Source organism: Leisingera sp. UBA4491 (genome assembly GCF_002388965.1).
Lineage (GTDB): Bacteria > Pseudomonadota > Alphaproteobacteria > Rhodobacterales > Rhodobacteraceae > Leisingera > Leisingera aquaemixtae.
In genome coordinates this window covers 237,739-255,039 of sequence record NZ_DGNN01000016.1, presented here as the reverse complement: position 1 = coordinate 255,039, position 17,301 = coordinate 237,739, and the positions used below count along the sequence as shown (strand labels likewise).

The window sequence follows — 17,301 nt, the reverse complement described above, 5'->3', positions numbered from 1 at the left end:
TGCAGGAGAAAATCAAACTTCTTGAAACACCTTATCCCGCCCCTGCGCCTCCGGACAAGGCAGCTGGCGGTTCAGCCGCTTTGCACGATGCCGCTGGCGATCCAGGAATCGAGGATCTCCAATGCCTTGGCCGCAAACGCTGCGTCGTTGATATGGCAGTCCAGCTCGTGCAGGCTGGCATTTCCGGGACAGCGGCGGCGCATTTCATCGCAGAACGCCGCCAGCCCCGCCGCATCGTGCAAGGGCGCGCCTGGCCGGTCCCACTCGTTGCAGCCGCCCGCCGGCAGCAGCACGGCCACCGGCGCCCGGGCGGCGGCCAGCTTGCCGCAGAGCGCCTGCGCCACCTGGCGCCGCTCATCCGCCTCCAGCAAGGCGGAGGTGAGCAGACGGTTATGGGCATGGGTCTCCCGCCCCTGAAGCTGTGCGGGCGTTTCCTGCCAGCCGACGAAATCCACCAGGTCATAGCAGCCCGGCGCGACCAGCTGCGGTATGCCTGCACGGCCTGCATTGGTCATCCGGTCCGCGCCAGCCGACAACCCGCCGAACAGGTGGTTCGAGACCTCCTGCGGCGCGAAATCCATCACTGCGGCAAAGGCACCCTCAGCCGCCAGGCTCTCAAACGCCCGCCCGCCCATGCCGGTGGCATGGAATACGGCGACCTCAAAACCGCGCGCCTCCAGCGCCGGTTTCAGCGTCACCATATACCGCAGCACGGTCTTGCCGAACGAGGTCATGCCGATCAGCGGCCGCTCCCGCCTGGGCGGCTCCACTGCCCGCGCCGCGCCCAGCACCGCGCCCGCGGCCTGGCTGAGCGACGCCTTGCAGATCGAATTCAGCCCGTAAAGCCCGCCCGCCCACAGGATCATCTGCACATCCGCCGGGATCCGCTCCGGCGGCATCAGCGGCGAGAAGGCAACGGTGGAGACGATGTATTTCGGCACCCCAACGGGCAGCGCCGCACACATGTCGAGCGCCAGATCGGTGCCCATGGTGCCGCCCAGCACGATCACCCCGTCGATGCGCCCCGCCCCGTAGAGCTCCTGCGCCTTGGCCGCCGCGCCACTGCCCATGATCTGCATGGCAGTGTTTTCGTCACCCGCGCCGATTGCCTCCAGGATCGAGCTGCCGCCCGCCTCGGCCACCTCGTGCTTGCTGACGTCCGTTGGCTGGCTGGGGTCGCCCAGCACGCTCACATCCATCGTCAGCACCGTGCCGCCCTGGCCGCGGATCACCTCCGCCAGATAGCTCAGCTCCTCGTCCTTGGTGTCATATGTCCCGGCAACCAGTATCGTTTTGGCCTTCATATACCGTCCTCCCCTCGGCCTGCGCTCTGCAGCCAGGCCGCCTTTCATCTTTCCCCAATACTCCCGCCGGAGGCTACAGGTTTTGCCCCTGCAAAACCTGCATCACAGCTGGATCCAGGCGGTCTTCAGATCAGTGTATTTGTCCAGCGCATGCAGCGACTTGTCATGTCCGTTGCCGGACTGCCCAACGCCGCCCAAAGGCACCGTGTTGTCCGAGCCGCCATAGGTGTTCACATGCACCAACCCGGCGCGGATGCCTGCGACCATCCGGTGCGCACGGCTGAGGTTTTCGGTCCAGACCGCAGCCGCCAGCCCGAACTCGGTGCCATTGGCCAGGCTCAGCGCCTCCTCCTCGGTTTCGAATTTCGTGACCGCCAGCACCGGCCCGAACACCTCGCGCTGAAACAGCGCGTGATCGCGCGCGACGCGGGTGACGATGGCCGGCGCCATATAGGTGCCGCCAGTCTCCTCCAGTATGCGCGCCCCGCCGGTTACAACCTGCCCGCCCTCGGCCCGCGCCATATCCATGAAGGACAAGTTGCGGCGTAGCTGTTCCTCGGAGTTCACCGCGCCAATGTGAGTGCCCAAGTCCAGCGGATCGCCTACCCGCAGCGCCTCCGCCTCGGCCTTGAGCCTTTCGACGAACTCATCGTGGATCGACGCCTCGACCAGCAAACGCGACCCCGCAATGCAGACCTGCCCGGAATTGCGGAAGATGCCCGCTGCGGAGGTTTTCGCGGCCTTCGCCATGTCCGGTGCATCCGCAAAGACGATGTTGGGGGACTTGCCGCCCAGCTCCAGATAGCAGCGCTTGAGGTTCGAGCGCGCCGAAGCCTCCAAAAGCTTCCGGCCGGTCGCACCGGAGCCGGTGAAGGCCAGCACGTCCACGCCGTTTGAGGCCGCCAGCGCCGCGCCGGTTTCAGCACCGGAGCCGGTCACCACGTTCAGAACTCCGTCCGGCAGGCCGCATTCGGAGCAGATCTCTGCCAAGCGGAGCAAGGACAACGAGGCCGTCTCAGCCGGTTTCAGCACCACCGAATTGCCCATTGCCAGTGCGGGCGCCAGTTTCCAGGCGCCGATCATCAGCGGGAAGTTCCAGGGCACGATGGCCCCCACAACGCCCACCGGCATCCGGTGCACCAGGCCCAGCACGTCCGGCGCGGTCGGCGCGACTTCTCCCGCCACCTTGTCCAAGGCCTCTGCATAATAGCGGAAGGTGCCCGCCGCCGATCCCGGCTCGGCCTTCAGCGCCATGCTGAATTCGGTGCCGTTGTCGCGCACGCCCAGCACAGCCAGCTCGACCGCCTCCGCCTCGACCCGGTCCGCGATCCGGTGCAGCACCTGCTTGCGTGCGGCGGGGCTCTGTCCCGCCCAGCGGCGGTCCTCGAAAGCCCGCCGCGCCGAAGCGACAGCGTTTTCGACATCGGTTGCAGAGGCGCCCGCCAGCGTCGTCAGAACAGATCCGTCAACCGGCGAAGCAACTTCGAGTGTCTGGCCCGAACCTTCTTGCCATGATCCTTCAAGAAAGAGTTTCTGCGGCGCCACATCAAGCTGCCGAAGCTTGTCGATGCGCGATTGGTCTGCCATTCGGCCTCCTTCAGTTCCTTCCGGTCCTTCAGCACCCGCAGGATGTGGACCGCCAGAACGATGATGATGATGCAAAACAGGATGAACGCCACCGGGCGGTCAATGAAATCAAGGGGTTCCTTCACCCGCGCCATGCCCGCGCGCAGCTTCACCTCCATGATGCCGCCCAGGACCATGCCCAGGATGATCGGCACCGAGGGCAGCGACAGCCGCTTGAGGATGTATCCGAGGATGCCGAATCCCGCCGCCATCACGCAATCGGTGGCGGAGTTACGCAGGGAATAGACCCCGACAAAGCTGAGCGTCAGGATGCAGACGCCCAGGAACCGGTTGGGGATGCGCACCACTTGGATGAGCGAGCGGGTGGCAAACAGGAGGAACAGCAGCACCAGCACGTTCAGGATCAGCAGCGCGAGATACAGCGCCACCACGAAATCCATCTGGTTCTGAAACAGCCCCGGTCCCGGCACCACGTTGTGAACGTAAAACACCGACAGCATCATCGCCGTCAGCGCCTCGCCCGGGATGCCCAGCGCCAGGAGCGGCACCATGGCTGCCGCCGGCACCGCGTTGTTGGCGGTCTCCGCGGCGATCAGCCCCTCAGAGGAGCCATTGCCGAAATCCTGCGGCCGTTTCGAGGTCTTTTGCGCATAGGTGTAGGACATGAACTGCGCGGTGAACTCGCCCACTCCGGGGATCATCCCCATCAAGACGCCAAAGGTGGCAGAAACCCCGGCCACACGCGGATGGCGTGCCAGTTCGCGCAGGCCCTGGAACATGCCGCCGCGCAGGCGGGTCATGCGCACCTTCTCATCCTCGTCCGTCAGGAGCACAAAGGCCTGCGAGATTGCAAACAGCCCCAGCACGACGACGATCAAGTTGATCCCGCCGCCCAGGAAATCCTGCCCGAAGGTGTAGCGCTGGGTGTATTTCACCGGCTCCAGACCGATGGTCTGCAGGAAGATCCCGAAACAGGCCAGCGTGCCCGCAATCAGCGCCTGGCCGCGGTGCGCGACCACCACCAGGATCAGGCCCAGAAGCGCGGCCAAAAATATCTCGCGCGAGCCGAACATCGGCGCGATCTTGGCCAGCACCGGGGCAAACAGGATCAGGCAGATGACCGAGAAGATGCCGCCAAAGAAGCTGGCGGAATAAGCCAGGCTTAAAGCCCGGCGCGGCTCGCCCCGCGCGGTCATCGGATAGCCGTCATAGGTGGTCAGCGCATTGACCGCGGTGCCGGGCGTATTGATCAGGATAGCCGGGATTGCCCCCCCGTACATGGAGGAGCCGTATATCCCCAGCAGCACCGTCAGCCCGACAATCGGGTCCATCGAGAAGGTTGCGGGCAGCAGGATCGCAATGGCCACTGCCGGGCCGACGCCGGGAATGGCCCCGATCAGCACCCCGCCCACCGACCCCGCCAGCAGCGCCAGCGCCACGTCCCAGCGCATCAGGATGTCTATTGCAGAGAGGATCAGGTCCATGACGGGCACTCAGAGATAGAGAATGAAGAAGCTGCGCAACGCGCCCGGCAGATACTCATAGATGAGCGCACCGGGGATCTTGACTGACAGGAAGGCCTTGAACAGCACCACCACGGCCACGGCAAAACCGGCGCTGATCCACAGCATGAAAGGGCTGCGGTAGCCCATCCGCCAACTGAGAAGCGGCACGAACGCCAGCGTCACGGGCAGATAGCCAATGACGGGCACCAGCAGGACATAGCCCATGAACCAGCCGGCGAATTCCAGCACCCGCCCCCAGCGCTTGACCTCCCACAGGTCATAACGGCTGACCCGCCGCCAGGGCAGTTTATAGAGGTGCAGCCCGCCCAGCAGCACCATGCCGCCAATGGCCACAGCAGGCCAGAACCGGGGCTGGGCAAACAGCTTGGTCTTCTGGACCCAGGCGGTCTGCTCCGTGATCAGCACCAGCAGCAGCAGCGCCCCCCCTACCATGACGAGGGCAAAGACCAGCTGACCGCGCCGCGGCCCGGCAAAACGGCGTTCACGTTCCGAAGGCATCTGAGAAGCTCTTTGTCCGCGCGTTTAAAAGGCACCGGGACCGTGCATGGCCCCGATGCAGTGGGGGAGGATTACTCGGACAGCAGCCCGCTGATACGGGCCATGGTGTCGATATCGCTGGCAACCCGCGCCGCGCTGTCTTCGGCGTTCTGCCAATAGACCAGCGCGCCGGTTTCCTTGGCCACGTTCTGGGCGCGCTCGCTCATCACTGCCTTTTCGGCCACAGCAACGATCTTGTCGCGCACGTCCTGCGGCGTGTCCTTGGCCACAAACAGGCCGTTCCACAGGGCAATGTTCAGGCTTTCGTCCAGTTCGCCGATGGTCGGCGCATCAGGCGCCAGCGGAATACGCTCGTCGGTGATCGAGACCAGAACCTTGACCTGATCCAGACAGGGCAGCACCAGCTGCAGCGTGGTATTGATCACATCCGCATCGCCCGAGGCCAGCGTGTTGCAGTCCAGCGCGTCAAAGGCCGCATCCGAGCCCCATTCGAAACCGGCGTTCTTGGCATAGGCCTTTGTCACCTGGGTCGGGGTCAGCACGTCTCCGAAATGGCCCAGCGCCACGTCGTTTTCCTTGGCATAGGCCGCCAGCTCCTCCATCGTACTGTAAGGCGCATCAGCGGAGGCCGCGATCACAAAGGGATAGGTCAGGAAGATCCCCAGCGGATCGAACTTGGCCGGTGTCAGCGGCGGAATGTCGATCTGATGCCCCATCACCGGCACGCCGATCACAAAGGACCCGATGGTGTAGCCATCAGCCGGTGCGTTGGCGACCTCGATCGCGCCCGGGAACGGCCCGCCGCCGCCGCCCGGCTTGTTCACCACCGCCGCCGCGACGCCGTATTCGTTCTGGAAATCCTCGGCGATCATCCGCGTCAGCACATCCTCCAGATCACCCGGCGGCCACGGCACGATGAAATTCACCGGCTTCTCCGGATACTCGGCCTGCGCCGCAACCGCGCTGAGCCCCAGCGCCGCCGCTGCAGCCGCCCCTTGCATGAGGGTTTTGAGTTTCATGGCTTTCCTCCCAGTTCTGCCACTTGGTTCATTATTTGAACCGTTGGTTTGAATTTAGATTGACAGCCCGCCCCGTTATCTGTCAACAAAATTGCATCGCGGGTGCGTCTTTTTGAGCGGACACCGCCCGGCTGAACCAGACAGGGAGCATCGGCAAGAGCATGGGAACTGTAACCAAAGCCTTGTCATTACTGACGTTTTTCAACCACGGGCGGACTGAAATCGGCCTTAGCGACCTCACGCGCTTGTCCGGCATGAACAAGGCCACGGTCTACCGGCTGATGAGCGAACTGCAGGAATCAGGCTTTGTCGAGCAGGCCGGAAGCGACCGGTCTTACCGTCTCGGCCCGCAGGTTCTGCGCCTTGCTGCGCTGCGCGAGGCGGCTGTTCCGATCCTTTCCGTCTCGCGCCGCGTGCTGCGGGATCTGAGCGATGAGACAGGTGAGACCACCCATTTGTCGCTGCTGCAGGGCAGTCAGCTCAACTCGCTGTCGCACGCTTATTCGCCGCGCAATGCCACCAAGGTGATGATGGAGGACGCCGAGGTGCTGACCTTCCACGGCACCAGTTCCGGCATGGCCGTTCTGGCCTACGCGGACCCGGACTTTGCCGAACATGTGCTGTCCCAGCCGCTGGCGGCCCGCACCCCCGAGACCATCACCGATCCGCAGGAAATCCGCACACAGCTGGCGGAAATCCGCAGCAGCGGCATTGCCCAGTCCATCGGCGGCTTTGAGGCGGATGTGCACTCCCACGCGGTCCCGGTCTTTGGTCCGGACCGCAAGGTGATCGGCGCGCTGGCCGTTGCCGCGCCGGTGTCCCGCATGAGCGCGGACCAGAAACAGCTGATCCCGGCGGCCCTGCGCCGCGCGGGCGCCACCCTCACCCATCGCATCGGCGGCTCTGCCCCCGCGGACTATCCGCAGGACGAAACCGCCTGACCCTCGTCACCGGCCTCATACGGGCCGCATCCAGGAGCTGCCCCATGAAAGACTCCAACTTTCTGAAAGAACACAACGCCAAATCCCTCTGGCACCCGATGGCGCATCCCGGCGACAGCCTGGCCAACCCGCCTGCCATCATCACCTCCGCTCAGGGCGTGAAGATCACCGACATCGACGGGCACGAAGTGGTCGACGCGGTCGGCGGCCTGTGGAACGTGAACCTCGGGTTCTCCTGCCAGCCGGTCAAGGATGCCATCGCCGCGCAGCTCGACGTGCTGCCCTACTACTCCACCTTCCGCGGCACCACCAACGACCAGGTGATCCAGCTGGCCGAGGAGCTGCGCAAATTCTTCGCGCCTGACGGGCTCACCCGCGCCTTCTTCACCTCCGGCGGCTCGGACTCGGTGGAAACCGCCCTGCGGCTCGCCCGCCAGTACCACAAGATCCGCGGCGAGGAGGGCCGCATCAAGTTCCTGAGCCTCAAGAAGGGCTACCACGGCACCCACATGGGCGGCGCCTCGGTGAACGGCAACGCCAATTTCCGCACCCAGTACGAGCCGCTCCTGCCCGGCTGCCACCACATCCCGGCGCCCTACACCTACCGCAACCCCTTCAACGAGACCGATCCGGAACGCCTCGCCCGGCTCTGCCTCCAGGCGCTGGAGGACGAGATCGCTTTCCAGGGCGCAGGCACAATTGCGGCCTTCATCATGGAGCCTATCCTGGGCGCAGGCGGCGTGATCCCGCCGCACAAAAGCTTCATGCCCGGCGTGCGCGAGATCTGCACCAAACACGGCATCCTGCTGATTGCGGACGAGGTGATCACCGCCTTCGGCCGCACCGGATCCTGGAGCGGCTCGCGCCACTGGGGCGTGCAGCCCGACATGATGGCGACCGCCAAGGCCATCACCAACGGCTACTTCCCCTTTGGCGCGGTGATGATCGCGGACCACATGACTGAAGTCTTCGAAAAGGACACCACCGGCAAGGCCGCGATCGGCCACGGCTACACCTACTCGGGCCACCCGGTCGGCGCAGCGGCGGCGCTCGCATGCCTTGCCGAAACCCTGCGCCTGAACGTGCCGGAAAACGCCGCCGCCCGCGGCACCCAGATCCACCAGGGCCTGCTGGCGCTGCAACAGAAATACGCGCTTATCGGCGACGTGCGCGGCGGCCACGGCCTGATGTGCGCGCTGGAACTGGTTGCCGACCGCACCACCAAAGCCGCAGTGGACAAGAAGACCATCGGCAGGCTGCAGGAGGTGGCCTACGAGGCCGGCGCCATGGTCCGGGTCTCCGGCCCCAACATCATCCTGTCGCCGCCGCTGATCCTGAGTGAAGCGGAGGCGGCCACCATCCTCTCTGCCCTCGACGCAGGCTTTACGGCGGTTAGCTGACGCCTGCGCCAGGCGCACCCGCGCCCGGGCCGCCAGGTCCGGGCGCTGCCAGATGCCATGGCGGGCCCGAAGCGGAGGNNCGGAGGCTTCGGGCCCGCGCCTTCGGCGGCGCCGCTGGCGCGGCGCGGCAGCGTGATACGGCACCCGGCCCAGCTGCCGCAGCGGCCTATGACCCGCCATTGACCAAGGCGCGTGCATCAGGCCATGGCCGCGCACTGCGCTTGCAGCGGCAGCCTTACGCCCCGGAAGCTTGCAGAGGTGAGGAGTGTGCCGGTACCGGCGGCAGCTGGTCAGATGAAATGCACGTAGAAATCGCGCATCGCGTCGCCTTCCAGATCGCGGGTCTTGCGCACTTCCTTGCGCTTCATGAAGACGTGGCTGGCGACCAGCTGCGCCCCGACGGCCTCCGCCAGCGCGGTGTCCCGCTCCAGGTCGTCCATCGCCCCTTTCAGATCCACCGCCGTGCCCTCACGCGCATCGGTGCGGTCAAAGCCATCACCGGTTTCCATCGGCGGCAGCTGGTAGCTGTTCTCAACCCCCAGCCGCGCCGCCTGCAGCACCGCCGCCACCGCTGTGTAGGGATTGGCCGAGGCATCCGCCGTCCGGTGCTCCAGCCGCGCCTTGGCGCCGCCTTCGGAACTGATCCGCGTGGTCACGTTGCGGTGGTCGCCGCCCCAGTTGCGCCAGTAGCCCGACAGCGTCCCCGGCTGCAGCCGCATATAGCTGTTGGCGGTGGGCGCAATCAGCCCCGCCAGCCCCTTGTGGTGATGCAGCAGCCCCGCCAAGCAGCCGCGCGCCAGATCGTTCATATGCTCCGGCCCGCCCCGCGGCCCCGCGGACAGCGCATTGCCGCCCGCTTCGTCCAGAAAGGAGAAGTTGAGGTGCATCCCGGACCCTCCGGCCTCTGCCACCGGTTTCGGCATGAAGGTAAGGACGATGCCGTACTCCAGCGCCACCTCCCGCGCCATCAGGCGGAACAGCACGATGTCATCCACCGCCTTCACCGCGTCATCAAAGGTCAGCGTGTATTCGAACTGCGGGCTGTCGAATTCAGCTGTGATCATGTCGAGCGAGAAGCCCATGTCGTCCGCCATCGCCCAGATCCGGTCATTAAACCGCAACGGGTCGGCAAAGGGGCCGGTGCCGTAGACCACACCGCCGGGCGCGTCATAGGGCATCAGCCGCCCGCGGTCGTCGGCCTGCAGGGCATAGGCCTCCAGCTCGATCCCGACCTTGGGCGTCAGCCCGTGTTTCTGCCAATCCGCAACCGCCCGCTTCAGCGCCCGGCGCGGGCACAGCGCCAGCGGCTCGCCCTCATCGTCATAGAGATCGCCCAGCACCACCCTGGTCGAGGCATGCCAGCTGTCGCGGATGTCATCATGCAGCCATCTCAGCTCCATGTCCGGCAGGCCCTGCTTCACCATCGCACCCGGCGCATCCAGCAGATCCTTGTCGTAGTGGGTGCCGAAGACCGACCGGCAGAACCGTGTCGAGTCATCCCCGATCTTGGAATTCGGCAGGTATTTCCCCCGCATGATGCTGAGGTGGTCGCAGAACATCGCACGCAAGCGGGTCTTCATGGCTCAAGGTCCTTTCCCTGCTGGACAGTCTTCGGCAGCGTCTTCCCGTACCGTTTTACTTAACATATTTAGCGGTTTCCTCAGAGTCTTTCCTGCCGGGAGGCCTGGCCGCTACGCCGCCTCCACCCTGACCGGCAGCGCCTTGATGCCGCCCACGAAATTCGAGCGCAGGAACTTATGCGGACCTGCCGCCTCGATATGGCGGATGCGTTTGGCCAGCTCCTGGAACAGCACCGTGACCTCCAGCCGTGCCAGCCACATGCCGAGGCACACATGCGGGCCGAACTGCCCGAACGACAGATGCCGGTTCGGGCTGCGGTGCAGATTCACGTGAAATGGATCGTCGAACTGCGTCTCATCCCGGTTGGCGGAGACAAACCAGTACAGCACCTTGTCACCCGCGCGGATGGTCTTGCCGTGCATTTCATGATCCCGCGTTGCGGTGCGCCGGAAATAGAGCGCAGGCGTCGCCCAGCGGATGATCTCATCCGCCGCGGTATCCCAGACCGCCCCGCCCGCCTGCATCTGCGCCAGCAGCTCCGGCTGATGGCACATCGCCTGTATGCCCGCAGCAATCGAATAGCGCGTGGTGTCATTGCCCGCCGCCACCAGCAGGCAAAAGAAGTTGCGGAACTCGGTCTCTGTAATGACCGAGCCGTCCTTGGCCGGCTCCAGGATCAGGTTCAGCACGCCCGAGGTATCGCCCTTACGTGCCTTCTCCTCCATCAGCTCTTTGGCATAGACATAGAGCTCCGCCCCGGCAGGCGAATTGAACGGCATCATCCGGAACTCATCCGTCTGCATCTTGTCGAGCACGTGGGAGGTGAAGTCCGGATCGGTATTGGCAATCAGCGCATCGCCTTTTTCCACCAGCCAGGGCAGGTCCGCCTCCGGCAAGCCAACCACCCGGCCCAGCATCCGCATCGGCAACTGGCGGGCGATTTCCTTGGTGGCGTCGAACTCTCCCTTGGCCAGCGCCTGATCCAGAATATCCGCACACAGGTCCCGGATATCCTGCTCATACTGCGCCATGGTGGTCTTGGAGAACGCCTTCAGCAGTTTCATCCGCACCTTGGAATGCTCCGGCGGATCGGTCTCCTGAAAAGTGCGCCGCGCCAGGTATTCCTCGTAGGACTGATCCTCCATCCGGATCCCGCGCGCGGAGGAGAACACCTCGGTGTTCTTGTTCATCACCGTGATGTCCTCATAGCGGGTCAGCGACCAGAAGTTCTTGCCGCCTTCGTATTCAGTCCAGTGCAGCGGATCCTCCCGCCGCAGCCGGGCAAAAGTGTTATGCGGCGCACCGTTTGCAAAGGCGTCATGGCTGCTCAGATCCGCATGGCCGTCGTCTGTCGGGGTCCAAACTGTCATGGCGGGCTTTCCTGTCCTGCTGGCTTAATGTATATTATTTCGGACCATAAATATGTAAAACGAAATCTTGCGAGCTGCCTCATGCACTTGGCCATCCTGATGACCAATACCGACGAAAGCGCATTCGCCCAAAGGCACCCCAAGGATGGCGAGAAATTCACCCGCCTGATCCAGATGGCGCGGCCGGACTGGCGCACCACGGTGTTTGCGGTGAAGGACGGGGAGTTCCCGCAGGATCTGTTTGACTTCGATGGCGCGATGATCACCGGCAGCCCGGCGTCGGCCCGCTCTGGCGCGGCTTGGATTGCACAGCTGCTGGAGCTGATCCGCGGCGCCCATGCCCGGCATTTCCCGCTGTTCGGCGCCTGTTTCGGCCATCAGGCCATCGCTCTCGCCCTCGGCGGCAGCCTGGACCGCAACCCGGCCGGCTGGGTTCACGGGCTGACCCGCAACCAGCTGCTCTACCGCCCGGATTGGGCTGCGGGCCTGCCGGACGAAATCAAACTCTACGGCTCCCACAGCGAATGCGTCAGCACGCTGCCGGAGAGCGCAACAGCGCTCAGCGAAAGCAATGGCCTGAACACAGGCTTCACCCTGGGCCGGCACATCTTCACCACCCAGCACCACCCGGAGATGACCCGCGATTTCATCATCGCGCTGAGCGAAGAAATGCGGGACGAACTTGGCCCTGCTGTCCATGCCCGCGCCCTGAACAGCCTGGCAGAACGTTCCGATCAGCACGCCTTCGCGGAATGCCTCGCGCGCTTCTTCGAGCGGTCTGCCCGCTGAGTTTTCATCTTTCTGAAAAATACTCGCGCCGCAGGCACGGGGCCGCCAGGCGCCGTTCAGCGCGCTTTCAGCCCAGCGCCGCCAGCAGATCCATCACAGTGACCTGGTCGAACTGCACATGCGCAATCATCGCCGCCTCCGCGCCCTCCCGGTCGTGGGCCAGGATCAGCCCGGCAATCTGCCGGTGCTCCCTGGCAGACTGCGCAATCACCCCGGGATAGCGGTAGCGCGCCCGGTAATAGGCCATCAGCTTGCGCGCGTTGGTCTTGATCATCTCGACCAGAAACGGATTGCCGGAGCCTTCCGCCACGGATGCATGGAACCGCAGGTTCAGCTGGTAATACCCGGCCGGATCGCGGTCCCCCTTCTCTGCCGCGTGTTTCTCGCAGGCGGCCACCGCCGCCTCCAGATCCCTGGCCTGCGCCGAAGACAGCCGCCGCGCCGCCAGCGCCGCCGCTTGCCCCTCCAGCCGGGCATGCACCTCCAGAATGGCCAGAAACTCCTCCAGCGTCGGCTTGAACAGCACCGCCCCCTTGCGCGGCAGCCGCCTGATCAGGCCGATCGCTTCCAGTTGGATAAAGGCCTCCCGCACCGGGGTGCGCGACACCCCGTGGCGTTCGACCAGCTCGCTTTCCTCCAGCGGCGCGCCGGGCACCAGACGCCCGGTCTCGATATCCCTCAGGATTGCGTTCAGAACCTGTTCCGTCTGCCCTGCCATTGTGCCGCCTTTGATGCGTTTCCGGCCAATTTATGCGCCCCTTTGCCGCTTGGCAACGCGGGCTGGGGGGCGCTGCCCCCGCCCTGCGGGCTCCCCAGGAGTATTTGCGCAGAGGTGAATATCCAGGGCGGCTATCGCGGCACCGGTCCGCGGTACTTCGCCGTCAGCTCGGGCGCGGCTTCATCCGCCTCGTAAACCCCCAGCAGGATCCCCTTGCGCCCGGAGGTGCCGCGGCGCGCGGTGATCTGCGCATCGGACAGGGTGATCCGCTGCGACATCCTCAGCCCCCATTCCAGCAGGCGGCTGTACATCAGGTCTATGATTTCCTGATGTCCGCCGCCCTTAGCCAGGTCCGCCAGTTCATCCGGGTCGTTTTCCATATCAAACAGCATCGGCCGCAGCCCGCCCTCGGCGTGCATGAATTTCCAGCGCTTGTCCGCCACCATGAACAAGCGCGCGTCCTTGGGCTCAAGCCCCAGCTTGGCGCAGAGCGGCATGGTAGAATAGTCGAATTCGGCAATCGCATAGTCCCGCCACTTGGGGGTTTCGCCGCGCAGCAACGGCATCAGCGAGCGCCCCTCCAGGATATGCGGCGCCGGGTCGCCGCCCGCCGCCTCCAGGAAGGTGGGCAGCAGGTCGATCGCCTTCACCAGCTCATCGCAGGTGGTGCCGCGGGTGGCATCAGCCTCTGCGCGCGGGTCATAGATGATCAGCGGCACCTTGATCGACGGCTCGTGGAACAGGTTCTTCTCCCCCAGCCAGTGATCGCCCAGGTAATCCCCGTGGTCCGAGGTCAGCACGATCATCGTGTCCTGCATCCGGCCGGTTTCCTCCAGCCAGGCAAACAGCCGCCCCATCTGGTCATCCGCCTGTTTGATCAGACCCATATAGGCGGGTATCACCTTCTCGCGCACCTCATCGCGGCTGAAGGTCTTGCCGATCTGGTTGTTCATCATGCCGTCAAAGACGGGGTGCGCATCCTCGCGTTCCGCTTCCGAACGCACCGCCGGCAGAACATGCTCCGGCCCGTACATATCGTGATAGGGTGCCGGCACGATATAGGGCCAATGCGGCTTGATATAGCTCAGATGCGCGCACCAGGGGCCTTCGGCCTGCGCGATGAACTCCATCGCCTGTGTCGTCAGCCAAGGGGTTTCGCTGTCTTCCTCGGCAATGTTGGCAGGCCTGTCCGCATTGACCATGAACCAGCCCGAGGCAATGTCCTGCCCCTGCACTGCGGCATTGGCAAAGTCGCTCCAGGGGTTTTCACCTGGGTAGCCCTTGCCCTTCAGGTATTCGTTATAGGGGCTGCGCTTGCTGTCATAGAACCCGTCCGGCCCCTCCGCCCACAGCCCGTCATCGCGCACCCAGGGATCAAAGCCGCATTCCGACTGGCGCACGCCGATCACGCTGTCCGGCGCCAGGCCCAGCCGCCGCATCCCCTCGGCATCCGCCACCATATGCGTCTTGCCGATCAGGTGGCAGCCCATGCCCGCCTTGCGCAGATGGTCGCCCATGGTCCATTCGCCCACCCGCAAAGGGTAGCTGTTGAACTGCACCCCGTGGCTGGAAGGGTAGCGCCCGGTATAGCTCGACATCCGCGAGGAGCCGCAGGTTGGCGACTGCACATAGGCGCGGGTGAAGCGCACGCCCTTGGCGGCCAGCCCGTCCATATGCGGCGTCTGCAGATGCGGATGGCCCGCGCAGCTCAGGTAATCAAACCGCAGCTGGTCGAACATGATGTAGAGGATGTTCATCGGCGCCTCCCGCACAGTGCTGCCACATTGATAAACAGGTGAAGCAACCTTGACGAGGGTGTTTCCTTGACTGCCCGGCCAATGCAGCCGAACAGTGGAGCACATTGTGAGACTGTTTCAGAAAGCCATCATGACCCCGGCACTGCACCCTGTTTCCCTGAGGCCCGCGACCCAGGACGACTGTTCCAGCCTGGCCGCCCTGTCGATAGAGGTCTGGCTGGGCACCTATTTGCGCAACGGCATCAACCGCATTTTCTCGGATTACGTCCTTTCCACGTACACGCCGGACCATTTTGCCCACGCCTTGCATAACCCTGCCGAACGCTTGATCGTTTCGCAGAACCAGGACGGTATCGACGGTTACATCCGTATCCGCCACGGCAGGCCGAGACCGGCAGGCGGCCCCTCCCGCACAGAGATTTCGACGCTCTATATCCAGCCCCGGCATCAGGGCAGGCACATCGGGCGGTTGCTTCTGGAAGCCGGGTTAAAGACCTGCCGGTCAGAAGGCTGGGACGCGCCGTGGCTTGCAGCCAACGCGCAGAACACGCGCGCCATTGCCTTTTATCTCCGGCACGGCTTTGAACCGGCAGGGCTGACCTGCTTCCAGGTTCAGGACAGCCAGTACCCGAACGATGTTCTGCAATATCGCGGCAGCTGGCCCCCGGCAGAAACCTGAACCCGGCAGCTCCCGCCCGTCGTCAGTCTTTCTGGCGAAAGACCTCCTACCGTTGGGCCCGGCGCCGCGCGCCGCGCGGCGCCGGGCCCAACGGGAGCGGGGCATTTTCAATGCACCGGCGACGGGCGGGAGCATCCGGTTGCGGGATCACGTGCGGTCGTCTTCCTGCGGCGTGATCTCCAGCAGCACCTGTCCCGCCTGCACCTGGGCCCCGGCACGCACCGCCACCGCCGCAACGGCACCCGGCGCGGCCGCCCGGATCTCGTGCTGCATCTTCATGGCCTCCATCACCGCTAGACGGCTGCCCGCGGCGACCCGGTCCCCTTCTGCCACGCAGATATCCCGGACAACCCCATGCATCGGCGCAACTACCTGCCCGGCTTGCCCGGCAGACGCCGTGCCGGCGGACGCCCGCTGCCGGGTGAAGGTGACGATCCGCGCAGCAGTTGCCACCTGCAGCTTTTCCCCCTCCAGCCGCCAGGACCTGAGGTCCGCCCGCCTGCCGTCCACCCGCAGAGCTTCGCCCTCTCCCGTCACCCGGTGCTGCCAGCCGGGGCCGGCGACGCGCAGCCGGCCCGGCTCATCGCTCACCTGCACGCTTTGGGTCTCGCCTTTGCAGCTCAGCCGCACAAGGGAGTGCAGGCTGCCCCGGTTTGACCACCCCAGCAGTTCCGCGGCCACGCCGCCCGCCGCGGCGGCGCAGCGCTGCTGTTCTGCCCGGTGGATCAGGGCTGCACCCAGCGCCCAGATACTGGCGGGCACTGGCGCCGCCAGCCCGTCCGGGAAATTGCTGGCGATGAATGCGGTGGTGATATCCCCTTGGACAAACTGCGGATGCGCCAGCACCTGCAGCAGAAAATCCCGGTTGCACACCGGCCCGAACAGCACGCAGTCCTGCAGCGCCGCCATCAGACGCTGCCGCGCATCCGCCCGGGTGCGGCCGTGCGCGATCAGCTTGGCCAGCAGCGGATCGTAGAAGGCCGGCACCTGCTGCCCCGAAACGATCCCGCTATCGGCGCGGACACCGTCACCGCAGGGCGGCTGCCAACGGTCAACCCGCCCGGCCTGCGGCAGAAAACCCTGCGCCGCATCCTCCGCGTAAAGCCGCACTTCGATCGCGTGGCCCTCCAGCCGCACATCGTTCTGCGCCAGCCCCAAGGGGTCGCCCCGCGCCACCCGGATCTGCAGCTCCACCAAGTCCAGCCCGGTGATCATCTCCGTCACCGGATGCTCCACCTGCAGCCGGGTGTTCATCTCCAGGAAATAAAACGCCCCGTCCCGGTCCAGCAGGAACTCGACCGTGCCCGCCCCCTGGTAACCGATGGCCTGCGCCGCCTTGACCGCCGCCGCCCCCATCCGGGCGCGCAAGGCTGCATCCACGGCCGGGCTTGGCGCCTCTTCCACCACTTTCTGATGGCGGCGCTGGATCGAGCAATCGCGCTCGCCCAAGTGAACGACAGCGCCATGGGCATCGCCAAAGACCTGCACCTCCACATGGCGCGGCTGCAGCAGCGCCCGTTCCAGGATCACATCCCCGCAGCCGAAGGCCGCCAGCGCCTCGCTGCGGGCCAGGTCCAGTGCAGCGCTGAAATCCGCCGCCTGCCGCACCAGCCGCATCCCCTTGCCGCCGCCGCCCGCGGCGGCCTTGATCATCACGGGAAAGCCGATCCGCGCGGCTTCTGCCGCCAGTACATCCGCCGCCTGATCCGCGCCCTCATAGCCGGGAATGCACGGAACGCCCGCCGCCATCATCCTGCGCTTGGCGGCGGCCTTGTTGCCCATCAGGGCAATCGCCTCCGGTGCAGGGCCGATGAAGACCAGCCCGGCAGCCGCACAGGCGCGGGCAAACTCCGCGTTTTCCGACAGGAAGCCATAGCCCGGATGCACTGCGCCCGCGCCCGCCTCCCGGGCGGCCGCGAGGAGTTTGCCGGTGGCAAGGTAGCTCTCTGCCGCGGGGCCTTCGCCGATGCGGATGGAGATATCGGCAAAATCCGCATGCGGGCTGCCGGCATCCGCATCGGTGTAAACCGCAACGCTTTTCAGCCCCATCGCCCGCACAGTGCGCATCACCCGCAGCGCGATCTCGCCGCGGTTGGCCACCAGGATCGTGTTAAAACTGCTCATCCCGCCCC

At 65.2% G+C, this 17,301-nt stretch carries 14 protein-coding genes; 4 read left to right on the top strand and 10 right to left on the bottom strand.

The window, feature by feature from the left end; all coding sequences use genetic code 11:
- Positions 1–71: 71 nt before the first annotated feature.
- The 5 genes from B2P87_RS09105 to B2P87_RS09085 form a co-directional block, all read right to left on the bottom strand.
- Entirely contained in the window at positions 72–1,304 is a 1,233-nt protein-coding gene (locus B2P87_RS09105) for a Tm-1-like ATP-binding domain-containing protein (protein WP_141891012.1), read from the bottom strand.
- 102 nt (positions 1,305–1,406) lie between these two features.
- The gene (locus B2P87_RS09100; RefSeq protein WP_141892100.1) at positions 1,407–2,849 is read right to left on the bottom strand and encodes an aldehyde dehydrogenase; all 1,443 of its coding nucleotides are present in this window, start codon (positions 2,847–2,849) and stop codon (positions 1,407–1,409) included.
- Positions 2,756–4,375, bottom strand: a complete 1,620-nt coding sequence (locus tag B2P87_RS09095) for a tripartite tricarboxylate transporter permease (RefSeq protein ID WP_058285550.1) — start codon at positions 4,373–4,375, stop codon at positions 2,756–2,758. Before B2P87_RS09095 ends, B2P87_RS09100 begins: the two co-directional genes overlap by 94 nt.
- A gap of 9 nt (positions 4,376–4,384) precedes the next feature.
- Entirely contained in the window at positions 4,385–4,915 is a 531-nt protein-coding gene (locus B2P87_RS09090; protein WP_141891013.1) for a tripartite tricarboxylate transporter TctB family protein, read from the bottom strand.
- Between the two features lie 71 nt (positions 4,916–4,986).
- Complete coding sequence (locus tag B2P87_RS09085; RefSeq protein WP_141891014.1) at positions 4,987–5,934, bottom strand: tripartite tricarboxylate transporter substrate binding protein; 948 nt, start codon at positions 5,932–5,934, stop codon at positions 4,987–4,989.
- Between the two features lie 161 nt (positions 5,935–6,095).
- On the opposite strand from B2P87_RS09085, the gene B2P87_RS09080 reads away from it, so the two are divergent.
- Both B2P87_RS09080 and B2P87_RS09075 read left to right on the top strand, forming a co-directional pair.
- Positions 6,096–6,875, top strand: coding sequence for an IclR family transcriptional regulator (locus tag B2P87_RS09080; protein ID WP_141891015.1), 780 nt, complete (start codon positions 6,096–6,098; stop codon positions 6,873–6,875).
- 44 nt (positions 6,876–6,919) lie between these two features.
- Positions 6,920–8,275 (top strand): aspartate aminotransferase family protein, encoded by a 1,356-nt coding sequence (locus B2P87_RS09075; RefSeq protein WP_141891016.1) that lies wholly within the window; start codon positions 6,920–6,922, stop codon positions 8,273–8,275.
- Positions 8,276–8,565: 290 nt separating this feature from the next.
- On the opposite strand, the gene B2P87_RS09070 is transcribed toward B2P87_RS09075, so the two are convergent.
- The gene (locus B2P87_RS09070; protein WP_141891017.1) at positions 8,566–9,855 is read right to left on the bottom strand and encodes a glutamine synthetase family protein; all 1,290 of its coding nucleotides are present in this window, start codon (positions 9,853–9,855) and stop codon (positions 8,566–8,568) included.
- Positions 9,856–9,966: 111 nt separating this feature from the next.
- Positions 9,967–11,226, bottom strand: a complete 1,260-nt coding sequence (locus B2P87_RS09065) for a cytochrome P450 (protein ID WP_141891018.1) — start codon at positions 11,224–11,226, stop codon at positions 9,967–9,969.
- An 81-nt stretch (positions 11,227–11,307) separates the two neighbouring features.
- On the opposite strand from B2P87_RS09065, the gene B2P87_RS09060 reads away from it, so the two are divergent.
- A complete protein-coding gene (locus B2P87_RS09060) occupies positions 11,308–12,015 on the top strand; it encodes a type 1 glutamine amidotransferase (RefSeq protein WP_141891019.1) in 708 nt (235 codons plus the stop codon).
- A gap of 67 nt (positions 12,016–12,082) precedes the next feature.
- On the opposite strand, the gene B2P87_RS09055 is transcribed toward B2P87_RS09060, so the two are convergent.
- Both B2P87_RS09055 and B2P87_RS09050 read right to left on the bottom strand, forming a co-directional pair.
- Positions 12,083–12,733: a GntR family transcriptional regulator gene (locus tag B2P87_RS09055; protein ID WP_141891020.1), complete on the bottom strand. Its 651-nt coding sequence runs from the start codon at positions 12,731–12,733 to the stop codon at positions 12,083–12,085.
- A gap of 131 nt (positions 12,734–12,864) precedes the next feature.
- The gene (locus B2P87_RS09050) at positions 12,865–14,490 is read right to left on the bottom strand and encodes a sulfatase-like hydrolase/transferase (protein ID WP_141891021.1); all 1,626 of its coding nucleotides are present in this window, start codon (positions 14,488–14,490) and stop codon (positions 12,865–12,867) included.
- A 130-nt stretch (positions 14,491–14,620) separates the two neighbouring features.
- Between B2P87_RS09050 and B2P87_RS09045 the strand changes: the two genes are divergently transcribed.
- Positions 14,621–15,169, top strand: coding sequence for a GNAT family N-acetyltransferase (locus tag B2P87_RS09045; RefSeq protein WP_141891022.1), 549 nt, complete (start codon positions 14,621–14,623; stop codon positions 15,167–15,169).
- A gap of 147 nt (positions 15,170–15,316) precedes the next feature.
- On the opposite strand, the gene B2P87_RS09040 is transcribed toward B2P87_RS09045, so the two are convergent.
- Positions 15,317–17,293: an acetyl-CoA carboxylase biotin carboxylase subunit gene (locus B2P87_RS09040; protein ID WP_141891023.1), complete on the bottom strand. Its 1,977-nt coding sequence runs from the start codon at positions 17,291–17,293 to the stop codon at positions 15,317–15,319.
- Positions 17,294–17,301: the final 8 nt, after the last annotated feature.